The organism is Leptospira biflexa serovar Patoc strain 'Patoc 1 (Paris)', assembly GCF_000017685.1.
GTDB lineage: Bacteria > Spirochaetota > Leptospiria > Leptospirales > Leptospiraceae > Leptospira_A > Leptospira_A biflexa.
The window spans coordinates 2,552,605-2,566,371 of the sequence record NC_010602.1 but is presented as its reverse complement, the minus strand read 5'-3'; the positions used below and the strand labels follow the sequence as shown (position 1 = coordinate 2,566,371).

Below are 13,767 nucleotides of genomic sequence, written 5' to 3'. Positions count from 1 at the left end.
GGTGAGATTCCTTAAGATGCTCGTACTATGGATAAATTGGTAGACGCATCCCTCTCTCCAGACCTTGCTTCAAGGCCTTTTAAATTCACGAGCAAACAAGGAAGGAACCGTCGGGCACAACTTTTATCAATCGCGTTCGAGCTCCTTAAGGAAAAAAATCCAGAAGAAATTAGTTTTGCGGATATATGCAAAAAGGCTAAAATTCCAAGGCCTTCCGCCTATCATTTTTTCCCAAATGTGGAAGCCATCTTCCATGGAATTCGTTTATTACATTCGGAAGGAATGGTGGAAAAACTAACAGCCCTAAAAGAGGAATCTTTTCAAACTTGGAAGGAATATATCGAAAGGTCCATTGAAGTTGCCATTGAAGTGACCAATTCTGAAATTGCCTTTCCTAGGCTTATTTACGGATACCGAATGAGTAATCCTGAAATGAGACTTGTTGGGCAAGAATTAGATTTAAAATTAGCAAATCTCACCAAGCAAGGATTAGTTGAGAAATTTGATATACCATCGATCAATACCTTGGACCAAGTATTTGGTGTTGCCATATCCATTCCTGATTCTTTGTTAAAACTTTCGTATAGAACGTTTGGAGATTTTACACCTTGGATGATCGGTGAAGCCAAAAAAGCAACAATATCGTATTTGCTGAATTATTTACCGGAAGTCTGCGAACCTCGCAAATAAATCACTAGGATTTCATTCCGTTATAAGCATATTCAGTAACGGTTTGAATGAATTTTTCCATTTCATTCAGGTCATTTTTCATTTGTAAACGACCTTCTAAAAATAACATCGCAATGCCGTGGATCATCGCCCAAGAAGCCAAAGTTTTTTCTCTCGTTTGACCTTTTTCTAGGTAACCTAAATTTTGTCCCATTCGAATGATTTCGTGTAACTGACGATAGGTTCTCCTCGATACAGAAGACAAAGTTGGATGTAAATTTGACTCAACACCCATTCCGCCAAACATAATCCTTGCGAACTGCCTATTGTTCATGATGAATTGAAAATATGTCCATCCGAGTGCACGGTATCGCCCTTTAAAATCTTTTTCCGTTTTTTCTAGTTCTAGTTGGTAGGTAGCAAAGTATTTTTGGAATCCAATTTCTGCTATTTCAGAAAATAACGCGTGTTTGTTTTCGAAATGGTGGTAACTTGCGACATGGCTCACACCTGCTTTTGCGGCAACTTTTCTGAGTGAAATTTCTTCCAACGAAGTTGTTTCTAATAAAGCGACTCCGGCTTGGATCAAGGCTTCTCGAACATTAACACTGTTCAATTTATTCGGTCGACCAACTCTCGGAATTTTTTTTGGTTTCCCTTTTTGTTTTTTCGCCACCATTTCTGGACATTTTGATTCCTTTTCTACCGTTTGGCTAGCAGATATTTACCGTTGGTAAATTATTGCTTGTTGGTGATTTCAAATATATTACCAATGGTAAATTATTTCATTTTAGCAGGAAATTGATATGAACCAAGCCTTTACCCCGATCAAAATTGGAAATTTGACCCTACCGAATCGATTTTTGATGGGATCCATGCATTTAGGAGTGGAAGGTGAAACTGGTGTAGCAGATCGTATGGCGACTTTTTATCGGAAACGCTTTGAAGGTGGAGTCGGAATGATTGTGACAGGTGGGATCAGTGTGAATGAAGAGGGAAAAGGTTCCAAATCGTTTTTCCAATTTTTAGATCCCACCCACGCTAACGAACTGAAATTGATGAACCAATCATTACAAGGGAAAGGTATCATGTGTGCTCAGTTATTCCATGCAGGTCGTTATGCATTTGATAGAAATTGTGTTGCACCGTCTGCTATTAGAGCACCAATCAATCGTTATGTGCCAAGAGAATTGTCGGAAGAAGAATGTTGGAAGACCATTGAAGATTTTGGACGATCAGCTAAAATTGCATATGAAGTTGGATTTGGGGCAGTGGAGATTATGGGAAGTGAAGGTTATCTTCTCAATCAATTTTTTTCACCAGTGACCAACCATCGGAATGATTATTTTGGAGGTGATGCCAAACGTCGTATGAATTTTTCAATCGAAGTCCTCCGATCAGTGAAAAAAAATCTGCCAGAAGGATTTCCCATTATCTTTCGGATGTCAGGGATCGATTTAATTCCAGGGAATCCAAGCTTTGAAGAAGTAATCGGTTTATCCAATGTTCTGCGTGATGAAAACGTTTCCGCTTTAAATATTGGAATTGGATGGCATGAATCACGTGTTCCAACGATTAGCCAATTGGTTCCAAGAGGGGCTTGGGTTCCAATTGCTCGTCGTATCAAAGAACATACCAAAGGCATTCCCATCATTGCATCCAATCGAGTGAACGATGGGGAAACGATAGAAAAGGTATTTTTAGAACAAAGTGTGGATCTCATATCGATGGCAAGGCCATTTCTCGCAGATCCATTCATCGTCAAAAAATTACAATCAAATGAATCACACCGAATCAATACCTGCGTTGCTTGTAACCAAGCTTGTTTAGACCATGCGTTCCAAGAAAAACATGTTTCCTGTATTGTGAATCCTATGGCGATGAATGAAGGAAAATACAGTCAGAACAAAACCACCAATCCCAAAAAAGTATTGGTCATCGGAACGGGTCCCGCTGGTTTAGAAGCAGCACGTGCTGCCAAAGAATTAGGGCATGATGTGACAATTTTTGAAAAAAGAGATCAAATTGGAGGACAGTTCCAACTTGCTTCTCACATTCCAGGTAAATCTGAATTCAATGAAACCATTCGGTATTTTAAGAATGAATTGGAAACAATTGGTGTTAATATCCAATTGAATACGGAAGCAAATATCCAAAACATCAAATCTGAAAACGCAGATGTTGTGATTTTTGCCTGTGGAGTGATCCCAAGAGGATTTCAATTGAAAGGTTTGGAACGATTGCCAAATGGAAGTTATGCGGATTATCTCACCGGAAAATTTGTGCCAGGAAAACAAGTGGCAGTGATTGGAGGAGGAGGGATTGGCGTTGACGTTGCCCATCGGTTGACAGAAGAACATGATCCAACCCTAGAGTCCTATCAGAAAAAATATAATATATCTTCGTTTACCAATGCGGTCGTACAAACTGAAGTCGCACATCGTAAGGTAGCCGTGTTTCGAAGGAATGGCAAACATGGTGCTGGTCTTGGTCCTACTACTTTTTGGGCACTCAAACAAGAGTTAGAATCAGTTGGCGTTCAATTTTACCAAGGATTAAGTTATAAAGAGGTAACAAAAGAAGGCCTGGTGGTAGTATTTAAAAATGGAGAGGAATTTTTGTATCCTTGTGATTCTATTGTTTTGTGTGTTGGGCAAGAAAAAGAAGACTCATTATACGAAGAGTATACGAAACAATTTCCAAACCAAAAAACCATATTGATCGGTGGTGCAAAGGATGCAAAAAACATCGACGCCAAACGAGCATTTTTCGAAGGACTAGAAGCAGCATACAGTATTTAAGGAGATAAATATGATCGCTAATAATTATTTTTCAGATGATAAGGACTTACAGTTAATCTACAACCAATTGATCGATTGGAAATCAATCGTTAAAGAAGCGGAAGGGGAAGGCTTTATAGACCATCAAATTTATTCAGAGACTCAAAACAATCGTTATGAAATGGCACCCTCAAACTTTGATGAAGCAATGGAACTATATACTTCTAGTTTGGACGCGATGGGAGATTTTTTTGGAAAAGATGTTTCTCAAAAGTCCCAAATCATGGATCGAAATGAACTGAAATATGAAAATGGAAAGGTCATTTTTCCTAAGGAAACTGTCGAAATATACGAAAAATTCCGAAACACTGGATTACTTGGTTATTCTCTCCCAAGAGAAGCGGGTGGATTGAATTTTCCGGCAACCGTTGGCGCGTTTTATGCCATGATTATGGCTCGCGCCGATGTTGCATTTTGTATGACAACCACTCTCCTCAATTTGGCACAAATCGTATCAAGATTTGGAACTAAGGAACAAATTGAAACTTATGCAACGAAAGCAGCAACAGGTGATTGTTTGTTTGCGATGTCACTCACGGAACCAGATTTTGGATCTGATTTGAATAGTGTTCGGACAGTGGCGATCAAACAAGAAGACGGATCATATCGACTCACAGGTACGAAACGATTCATATCCCAAGGTTGTGGTTTAGGTGATTATCCCGCACTTTTGTTAACGTTAGCAAGGACAGGAAAACCAGATGGTGGTGCCAGAGGACTATCCGTATTTTTAGTGAAAAGTTCTGACATCACTGTCGCAGGCATTGAGAAAAAAATGGGGCTCCATGGTTCTCCAACTTGCGAGATCGTTTATGAGAATAGTTATGGAGAAATATTAGGCGAAGAAGGACTTGGACTCACTCGTTACACAGCAGGGATGACAAACTTTATGAGGCTTGTGAGTGCCTCGGGAGGATGTGGTGGCGGTGCTGCCGCTTATTTTGAATCCCTCAAATATGCAAATGAACGGAATCAGTTTGGAAAACCAATTTTTGAAATCCCTGCCGTTTTCGAAATGGTTCATAAGATCAAAAGGGAAACAAATGCAATGCGACTCTTAACCTTAGAAACCGCTCGAGTGATTGATATGTACCAACACCATCAAATTCGACTCGAAAAACAAGGGTTACCTGATCGAGACATACGTAAGGATGAAAAAGTAAAATATTGGTCAACCCTAGCATCCATTCTCACACCTATCGCGAAATATTACAGTTCAGAAGAGGGTCATAAATGTACAAGTATCGCCGTACAGGTATTTGGTGGTGCAGGATATACTGAAGATTATGATATCTCCCGAATGTTCCGTGATTCTAGAATCAATACAATTTATGAAGGTACTTCCCAAATCCATGTACGAATTTCCACGGGTGCCATCCTTGCGGGTATGGCAGGAGATGGAAATTTTAGAAAGTATCTAAATTCACTCAAAACAGAGATTCCAAATCCTTCTTTGTATTTATTGGAACAGGAGAAGCTACTGGAATCATCCATCCAATGCATGCGATTGATCGATTCAGAAGCGAGAAAAGAAACAGTCGCAGAAAATTTAATGATCCAAATGGCTCGTTACCTTTGTTCTCTATTGTATGAACAAGCTGTCTCTAAAATTACGGACACAGAAATGAAACCAATATGGGAATTCGATTGCCAGTCCTATGTTGTGGACAGTGCGGCAACGGCCCAATCTAGCCTTTATCGCATCCAACATTTTGGAAAAGGATAAAGATTTCATCTCTGATCATAAGAGGGATTGACGGATTCAAATTTTTCACTGATTCTTGATTCCCTGAGGTATTGTATGAAAACAATTTTGAAGTTGGTTTTGGGAGCATGTTTGCTCCTTTCTTTCTCCGTATTTGCTCATGATAAAGATGGTCATGGGAAAAAGTTAATGGCAGTTGACAATTTTCAAAAAATGGATGCTGACAGTGATAAAAAAGTATCAAAAGAAGAATGGCTCAAATTCCACGATACGATGTTCGCAGATATGGACAAAGACGGTGATGGGATGATTTCTTTGGAAGAGTTGAAAGGAAAACAAATGGAAAAAAGAGACAAAATGAAAGAAAAAGCCAAGGAAAACCAAAAACAAGGAAAGAAGAAAAACCAAACGACAACTACGGAGTGATTTCGTTCCTTACGATTTTTGATCTCATTCACTCCGAATTGAATCCAGAGTGGTGAAAGGTCCAATGGTTCTCCTAAGGATTACAATCCGAAAGGGGAACCGATTCCTATCTTCATTTCCAATCAATACTGAACTTAATTTCAGTTTCATCTAAAAAATTTCTCCCTTTCGGAAACTTTTTGAAACCTTTCTTTCGATTGACCTTCTTACCAAATGAGAGTGAAATCAAAGCAGTTGAACCGAATGAAAGCCAAAAAAGCGAAACAAAAACCTTCCCCCAAAAAGAAGAAACAAAATTCATATCAAAAATCAAAAACAAAAAAAATTGACAAAGAAAGCAATCATACGATCCAAATGACTCCCATTCCCATCTCACCGATGGGAATTCCCAAGAGTCATTCTCATATCCAAGAGCTTATAGACACGGTCCATGAGTATAGTATTGGGCATGAAATCGCCAACGCGGTGACTCATGGAATTGGTGGTGGTCTTAGTATCGCCGGTTTGTCCGTATTATTAACGATGGCGATTTTATATGGAGATGTATGGCATGTCGTTAGCTCAGCCATTTATGGTGCGACACTCATCATTTTGTATTTGGCCTCTACTTTATACCATGGAATCTATCATACGGCTACCAAACGTATCTTTAAGGTGATTGACCATGCATCCATTTATCTCTTAATTGCTGGCACTTACACTCCTTTTACACTTGTTAGTTTGCGGGAAAATTCTGAATGGGGTTGGGTATTGTTTAGTGTCATTTGGATCCTCGCATTCATTGGAGTGGCACTATTACTCCTCTTCCCTGGAAAGTACAGCGGTCTCCGTGTCGTTGTTTACATCATCATGGGTTGGCTTGCCATTTTTGTGATGAAAGACATTCGTGCGGCTATCGGAGTGGGTGGGATGACTTGGTTAGTTGCGGGTGGCCTCAGTTATACGTTTGGTGTGATTTTTTATCTTTGGGATCGTTTGCCAATGAATCATGCGATTTGGCATCTCTTCGTGCTTTCAGGGAGTGTTTGTCATTTTTTTGCCATTTTGTTTTATGTGATTCCCTCGGTTCCAAATGTAAAATAATGTTTGTCAAAAAATTTACCTACCTTATGATTTTGTCTCTTGTCGGCCTTTCGAGGTTCGCAAGTAGGAGAATATATGAGAACATTGGTCACGTTTAGTTTTGCTTTGATGGTTTTATTTTCATCAACAGCATTGTTTGCGGAAGATTGTTTTTTGTGTGGGAGCGGGAGTACAAACGGATGCCAACAATGCCGAGGTAAAGACCGAAAGGCCTGTGAGGAAAAAGGGTGTAAAATATCAGGAACTTCTTCATGTTCCACAGCCGCGAATGTGAAAGTATGTAAAGTCGAACGAAGTTATGAAGACCTAACCATCTTGGGCACTAAAAAACAAAACAACTCACCAACATTCAAATTCAACTAATGTATCCGAAAGCCTGTCTAATGTAGATTAGGTGGGCTTTCTCCATACGTATTAAACCTTGCTAACATCAATCACAACATTTCCCTTTTTATGACCTGCTTCAACATACCTGTGTGCTTCTACCATTTCTTCTAATGGATAACTTCTATCAATGGCCACTTTGTATTTGCCGAGATTTGCCAAAGTGAGTAAAAAGTTTAAATTTTCTAATGTTTCTTTGATGGGACCAATGTGAATTTGAATTCGTTGGAATAGAGAAATCCAAATCGAATCCCACATTTGCCGAAACGAAGCACCAACTAACACTAAATGCCCACCTTTTTTTAGGTATTTCAAATCTGTTTCAATTTCTGTTTTTCCGACACATTCAAAAACGACATCATATTGTTCATTTGAAGCAAAAAAATTTGAATAATCCATTGTTTTGTCTGCTCCGAGTGATGTTACCAACTCAAAATTCCCTTGGCTACAAACGGCAGTTACGTGAGCACCAAAATGTTTTGCCAATTGGATGGCCGATGTTCCGACGGAACTGGAAGCTCCGTAAATGACAATGGTTTGGTTTGTTTGGATTTTACATCTTTGTATAAAATCTACTGCAGTGAGGCCACCGAATGATATGGCGGCTCCTTCTGGAAAAGACATTTTTTCTGGTAGTTTTGAGACAACCGCGTTTTCAGATACACAGGTATATTCAGCATATGCTCCCATCTTCATTCCAGTGGAACCAAGAACCTTGTCACCAATCTGAAAGGATTTTACATTTTTCCCCACTGCATCCACAATTCCGGCAAAACTTATCCCTAAAATGACAGATCTTGGTTTGAATAATCCGAAGAATAAACGAACTACTTTCGGATCAGGTTTACGCATCCTCCAATCTCCAGAATTCACAGCCGTATTGACAATACGAACTCGAATTTGATCCTCTTTTGGATTCGGAATCTCCCAATTTTCTAATTTTAATACTTCAGGTGGGCCATAATTACGATAAGTGATAACTTTCAAAGGGTAAACTCCAGATTTCGAAAATGACTTACAGTGTAAGTATGTCAATGAAATATATTTCCTTAAAAATGAAAATTTTGTCTCGATCAGTAGTGAATTTTATGATAGATAAATGAGATATGCTGACAAACTTTTAGGAGCAATTCAGAAATTTGGTGATTAAAAAAAAGAATCAGAAATTGAAAAAACAACTTTCGAAGGATGTTTTGGTCCAAACTGCCATTTCATTTGCAGACAAAAATGGAATCGATTCTCTTTCTATGCGAAATTTGGCGCAATTGTTAGGTGTGGAAGCCATGTCATTGTACAATCATATCCAAAACAAAGATGAACTAATCGATGGTATGGTAGAATCGTGTGTAATACTTTTTAGTTTACCAAAAGTAAAAGGTCAGTGGAAAAAGGAAATGAAAAGGAGGGCAAGATCGGTAAGAGAAGTTCTTTTGAGCCACCCTTGGCTCACCATATTACTTGTCTCTAGGGTGAATATTGGTGAAAGTATGCTTCGGTATTTTAATGATTCCATTGGTTGTTTGGTAAACGCCGGTTTTACATATAAACAAGCAGACCAAATCATCAACGCCATTGATAGTCATATTTATGGATTCACCTTGCAAGAGTTAAATTTTCCATTTAAACCTAATGAGTATAAATCTAAAGCGAGTGAATATTTGCCTATGATTCCCAAAAATGATCTAATTTATTTTTATAACCTAACCAAGGAAGTGGCTATGGGTAAGTACAACGGAAAACAAAACTTTGATTTTGGATTGGATTTAATCCTAGATGGACTCAAGTTCCAATCCAAAAAATGAAGAAAATTTAGATGGCGAAGACCGATTGGAATGTGAAAAAACTCGCATTCGGTTTGAAATCATACCTTCTGTATGGATCTGTTTCATAAGGATTGTTCTTTTGGTTGCGAATGGCATCACCTGCATAAAGCGAACTAGCTCCAAACCAAAAGGAAACATTTTCAAAAGGAGTGATGATATAAATCAAATTGACTTCCGTTGCAACATGTTTTCCTAATTTCGGACGATTCGGATTGTATGCTTCTGTATTATAAAAATCTTCTGTTGATGCTGTTTCACCTGTAGCCTTACTCCCCGCAACATAGTTATTATTTTCGTAATAACCGTCTTGTAACTTCGTTTTGTAATACCAGTGAGGGTTAATGATGAATGTTCCCCATTTTGATGATTCAAATTTGATATGAACTGAGTAATCTTTGATATTTTGCCAAAAAACCAACCCAGAGTTTCCGTTCCCAGCAAAAGGAATGGCTCCTCCGGCCATCCTACGTGTTGCAAATAATGGATTGTAAGTTGCAGCACTGCTATCATTTCGATTGGGATCTCCTGATGCTTGGACATATTGGATTCCGATCCTAAACTCTTTGACAGGAGTGTAACCTAACTGAGCTGCTACGATATTTGCTTTGTATCGAACAGGATCCGAATGCGGAGGTGGTTCTCCCGTGACTCGATTGGTTTTAAGTGCCCCGTTTTGATTGATCCAGTCTGGAGATACTCTTTCTCCAGTAAATCCTGTTTGCCAAGCGGCCTCTACCATCCAATCAATCCCTGTTTCTTTTGGTAATGCATTCCCTTTCGTACGATTGGTCAATCGAAATCCAGTTGTATTCAACTGGTCAGGGTCTCGATAATAAATATCTGATCCATACGGAGTTGTGTTCGTTGCTTTTAATTTTTGTTTGTAGAGAGTGAAATTATATACCTCAATACCCAACCATTCCCATGGTTTGATTCCGTAATGGACTCCATAATAGGAAGCATTACCCGGACCACCTAGTCTTGTTGAATTATTGGAAACCATACTATTGGCATTGTTTTCAGAACTGACAATGGCACCGAAGATATCCAAACTCTGTTTTTGTACAGTTAGTGTTGTCCTGACGGCATCAAACGAATTTCCATTTAAACTATCGTTACGTGCTCCTAGAATCCTTCCATCACCAAAGTCTAATATTTGACGACCTGTTCGGACTCGAAACATTTGGTTTGTAGTTTTTAGATCCAAAAATGCTTCTCTAAATCCAGTATAATTGTTCATCGCAAATTCTCGTTGCCGTGTTGTATCGATCGTGGTTCCAACATTGGAGATCACTCCAAGTTTTTGGTCAGAAGAACCAGTGACAATTTCGCCGCCCCATAATCTTACATCTTGAAATGTCATTTTAAAAGTAATGTTAGGTGAAACATCACCCACTAAATAAAACTGCGTTTGGTTACTCACAGTATTTCTGTTATCAGACGTGGAACGATCGAAGTCAGTATTGTACAATGAATCAACTTTTGGCCTTAACCCAAACCCCACTCGGAACCGGTCTGCAAACCAAAGGTTTTTGTTTTCCTGGATTGCTTTTTTTTGTTTGTTCGTGATTTGAAAATTTTTAAAGTACTCTCCTGGCAAATTTCCCTTCATGGGACTTACATAATCAGTTTGCTCTTCCACGGGAGGAGTTTCTTTCGTTTGTTCTTTGGTCGGTTCTTGTGGTGGCGTAGGAGGAGCTGCCGGTGGTGGCTCAGGAGCTTCTTTTTTGACAGGTGTGATGAACTGTGCTCCGATTTCCCCTGTTCCAAAACTTAAGGTCACACAAATAAAGAGTCCGAGAATTAGATAGTGAAACTGTTTGTGCATTGGATACTCCCTTCGTTTTGCCAGTGGACTTAGGTCCATTTCTCTTTCCTACCCATAAATTTCCAAATGCGTAGGATACCTAAATGAATGGATGGATTTTGTACAGTTTATGTTACGGTTTGGATACTATTTTTTCGGTTTTGTAAGAGACATACTTTTTTGTCCTGATGGATAGCTGGTAAAAGCTAGATTGAAAAATCGGGCGATTAATTGGTTTACTTGGACTTTGATCAGAAAAATGATTTCAATTGTCGCCTCTATGTTTCCTTCGTATTCTTCCATTCTTTATCAGGTATTGCAAGACCATACAACACAGGAAGAAATCCAATGGTTGGATTCCATACCGAAAACGGATTCCTTGGCCCTCATGACATCCTTTGTCAAAACACCTAGGTTTATCCAAAAAACCACAATCCAAAAAACCTCACAAAATTTGATTCCGGAGATTCCTGGTTTCCAAGTGGAACATTGGAATTTAGTTCGTTTAAGTCGTGTTTGGTTACTAACTTTTGTTTCCGATTTTCCCAAAGACCAATGCATCCAAACGATTGAAACTTTGTTTGACACTGCGGAATTAAATGAGTTGGTTGCTTTATTTTCTGCCCTACCATTGCTTCCCTTTCCTGAAGTTTGGTTACCGAAGGCAACCGACGCAGTTCGTTCCAATATGGGGTTTGTTTTTGATGCGATCGCGATTCAAAACCCATTTCCTTTCCAATATTTTTCTGAGTTAGCTTGGAACCAATTGGTTTTAAAAACGATTTTTAACGCCAAACCAATCGAATTGATTTACGGTTTAATAGAAAGAAAAAATCTAAATTTAGCTTTCAGTACCATCGATTTTGTCAAAGAAAGATGGGCTGCAGGAAGAGACGTTCCTGCCAATGTATGGCAATTGGTATCTCTGTATGTTTCAGAATCAGAAATCAGTTTGATCGAAAGACTTTTTTTATCCGAAAAAGAGGAAGATCAAATTGCGGCTTCTTTGATTTGTTCCGAATCAAATTGGAACAGTTTTCAATCTTTGTTCATAAAATATCCAAAATACAAAGAAGAAATTCAAAAAAGAAAATGGGATTGGTCTAAACTAAGTATCGTTTTTAAGTAATTTTTATGTGCGAAAACAATCACCAAACATCGAATCATCCTTCCCACTTTGAAAACCAAAATGATTCCAATGAAATTCCAACTCATGTGGAATTAAAATGGGATGAATTCCAAGAAAAAATCCGAGGGTTTCGGTTTTTTGATCCTCATATCCATATGGTTTCCCGCACGACTGATGATTATCAAAATATGGCACAAGCTGGCATTGTTGCTGTGATCGAACCAGCTTTTTGGGTAGGGCAACCTCGCACAGGTCTATCCACTTTTAAGGATTATTACAGCAGTCTTGTTGGATGGGAACGATTCCGCTCCTCTCAGTTTGGAATCAAACATTATTGTACTATTGGCTTAAATTCAAGAGAAGCGAATAATGAACGTTTGGCTGATGAAGTGATGGAAATTTTACCACTTTATATCTATAAAGAGGGAGTTGTTGGGATCGGTGAAATTGGATTTGATGATCAAACTGAATTAGAAGAGAAATACTATCGTTTGCAGCTTGAGCTTGCAAAAGAAGCAAAATTGCCTGTTCAAATTCACACTCCTCACCGTGATAAAAAGAGAGGAACGGAAAGGAGCATGTCGATTGCATTAGAACATGGGCTTGACCCTTCTTTCGTCGTTGTCGATCATAATAACGAAGAAACCGTGAAATCAGTGTTAGATCAAGGTTTTTATGCTGCGTTTACAATTTACCCTTTTACGAAGATGGGAAACAAAAGAATGGTATCCATAGTGGAAGAATATGGGGCCGAAAAGATTATGATCAATTCGAGTGCTGACTGGGGGATCTCTGATCCATTGGCCATACCAAAAACGGCAGCGCTCATGGTGTCAAGAGGGATCTCTCATGATGTGATCCGTAAGGTAACATACGAGAATGCAATTGAAGCATTTGCCAAAAGTGGACAAATCCATGTTTCTGATTTTGAAAATGGACTGTCTTCCGATCCAAGTGACAAATTTCATGGGAATTCTGTTTTACGCGGAGGGCAACAACCAAAGCGGAATCAAAATTCTCTTTTTATCGACTAAATGAATTTCAAACAATATCTCATTTTACTAAGACCAGCTAACCTCGTTACAGCGATCGCCGATAGTTTGGCAGGTATGGCCATCGTTTCTTTCCCTTGGGAAAAGGAAGCTATGTTTCTGCTTCTTGCGAGTGTTTGTTTGTATGGGGGAGGGGTTGTACTCAATGATTTTTTTGATGAAGAATTAGATTCCAAAGAAAGACCAGAAAGGCCCATTCCTTCAGGTAAAGTCTCATCTTTACACGCATTCTTATTAGGAACCGCCTTACTTGTTTTAGGTGTATTTTTTTCCTGTTTATACAGTGAAATTAGTTTGGTTATATCCATCTGTATTGTATTTTTAATCTTACTCTATAATCGATTCGCAAAACATAGTATCATTTTTGGACCATTGGTAATGGGATTATGCCGTGGGTTTAACTTAATCTTAGGTATGACTTTGATCAAAACTATCCCCTCGTTCGGAATGAGTCTTGCCATTTTACCGTTCGTATACATAGCAGCGATCACCCTCATTAGCCAAAACGAAGTAAGCGGAGGTGGAAAAAGTAAGTTTCTCTATGCTTTCTTTTTATATGCCCTAGTTTTATTCTCACAAACTTTTTTGTCTTACCATAATCATAATGTAGCGATAACAATTCCTTTTATCCTATTACATTCCATTTTCCTTTTCCCTCCACTTTGGCAAGCGTTCCAAAATCCAAGTCCCAAACGAATTGGTAACGCGGTGAAAATGGGTGTAATCACTCTCATTATTTTGAATGCTAGTTTTGCAGCAGCCTTTGGGATGGTGCCATTGGCCTTTCTCATTCTAAGTTTGTTACCAATCTCTTTCTCCATCTCCAAATATTTTGCAGTGACCTAAATA

The 13,767-nt window shown here is 38.8% G+C and carries 13 protein-coding genes; 10 read left to right on the top strand and 3 right to left on the bottom strand.

The genetic code is table 11. The features are described 5' to 3' along the window. Nucleotides 1-27 precede the first annotated feature (27 nt). On the top strand, nt 28-690 hold the full coding sequence (locus LEPBI_RS12250) for a TetR/AcrR family transcriptional regulator (RefSeq protein ID WP_012389432.1): 663 nt from the start codon (nt 28-30) through the stop codon (nt 688-690). Nucleotides 691-694: 4 nt separating this feature from the next. Here LEPBI_RS12250 and LEPBI_RS12245 read toward each other — a convergent pair whose 3' ends face one another. After that, entirely contained in the window at nt 695-1,348 is a 654-nt protein-coding gene (locus LEPBI_RS12245) for a TetR/AcrR family transcriptional regulator (RefSeq protein WP_012389431.1), read from the bottom strand. 121 nt (nt 1,349-1,469) lie between these two features. Between LEPBI_RS12245 and LEPBI_RS12240 the strand changes: the two genes are divergently transcribed. The 5 genes from LEPBI_RS12240 (at nt 1,470) to LEPBI_RS12220 (ending at nt 7,086) form a co-directional block, all read left to right on the top strand. Continuing rightward, nucleotides 1,470-3,470, top strand: a complete 2,001-nt coding sequence (locus LEPBI_RS12240; RefSeq protein ID WP_187148098.1) for an oxidoreductase — start codon at nt 1,470-1,472, stop codon at nt 3,468-3,470. Nucleotides 3,471-3,480: 10 nt separating this feature from the next. Beyond that, the gene (locus LEPBI_RS12235) at nt 3,481-5,235 is read left to right on the top strand and encodes an acyl-CoA dehydrogenase family protein (protein WP_012389429.1); all 1,755 of its coding nucleotides are present in this window, start codon (nt 3,481-3,483) and stop codon (nt 5,233-5,235) included. 75 nt (nt 5,236-5,310) lie between these two features. After that, complete coding sequence (locus LEPBI_RS12230; RefSeq protein ID WP_012476361.1) at nt 5,311-5,640, top strand: EF-hand domain-containing protein; 330 nt, start codon at nt 5,311-5,313, stop codon at nt 5,638-5,640. A 354-nt stretch (nt 5,641-5,994) separates the two neighbouring features. Further along, nucleotides 5,995-6,723 carry a PAQR family membrane homeostasis protein TrhA gene (gene trhA / locus LEPBI_RS12225; RefSeq protein WP_012389426.1) on the top strand — a complete coding sequence of 243 codons (729 nt, stop codon included), beginning with the start codon at nt 5,995-5,997 and terminating at the stop codon, nt 6,721-6,723. A gap of 75 nt (nt 6,724-6,798) precedes the next feature. After that, nucleotides 6,799-7,086 (top strand): hypothetical protein, encoded by a 288-nt coding sequence (locus LEPBI_RS12220; protein ID WP_012476360.1) that lies wholly within the window; start codon nt 6,799-6,801, stop codon nt 7,084-7,086. Between the two features lie 51 nt (nt 7,087-7,137). On the opposite strand, the gene LEPBI_RS12215 is transcribed toward LEPBI_RS12220, so the two are convergent. Beyond that, complete coding sequence (locus LEPBI_RS12215) at nt 7,138-8,094, bottom strand: NAD(P)-dependent alcohol dehydrogenase (RefSeq protein WP_041770035.1); 957 nt, start codon at nt 8,092-8,094, stop codon at nt 7,138-7,140. A gap of 155 nt (nt 8,095-8,249) precedes the next feature. Between LEPBI_RS12215 and LEPBI_RS12210 the strand changes: the two genes are divergently transcribed. Further along, nucleotides 8,250-8,909, top strand: a complete 660-nt coding sequence (locus LEPBI_RS12210) for a TetR/AcrR family transcriptional regulator C-terminal domain-containing protein (RefSeq protein WP_226992770.1) — start codon at nt 8,250-8,252, stop codon at nt 8,907-8,909. 7 nt (nt 8,910-8,916) lie between these two features. Here the strand turns inward: LEPBI_RS12210 and LEPBI_RS12205 are convergent, their stop codons facing one another. Beyond that, nucleotides 8,917-10,758 (bottom strand): alginate export family protein, encoded by a 1,842-nt coding sequence (locus LEPBI_RS12205; RefSeq protein WP_012389423.1) that lies wholly within the window; start codon nt 10,756-10,758, stop codon nt 8,917-8,919. Between the two features lie 238 nt (nt 10,759-10,996). On the opposite strand from LEPBI_RS12205, the gene LEPBI_RS12200 reads away from it, so the two are divergent. From LEPBI_RS12200 to eboC, 3 genes are read left to right on the top strand one after another with little or no spacing between them, the layout of a single operon-like run. Continuing rightward, nucleotides 10,997-11,866: an EboA domain-containing protein gene (locus LEPBI_RS12200; RefSeq protein WP_226992769.1), complete on the top strand. Its 870-nt coding sequence runs from the start codon at nt 10,997-10,999 to the stop codon at nt 11,864-11,866. Nucleotides 11,867-11,871: 5 nt separating this feature from the next. Beyond that, nucleotides 11,872-12,900, top strand: coding sequence for a TatD family hydrolase (locus tag LEPBI_RS12195; RefSeq protein ID WP_012389421.1), 1,029 nt, complete (start codon nt 11,872-11,874; stop codon nt 12,898-12,900). After that, nucleotides 12,901-13,764, top strand: coding sequence for a UbiA-like protein EboC (eboC, locus tag LEPBI_RS12190; RefSeq protein WP_012389420.1), 864 nt, complete (start codon nt 12,901-12,903; stop codon nt 13,762-13,764). Nucleotides 13,765-13,767: the final 3 nt, after the last annotated feature.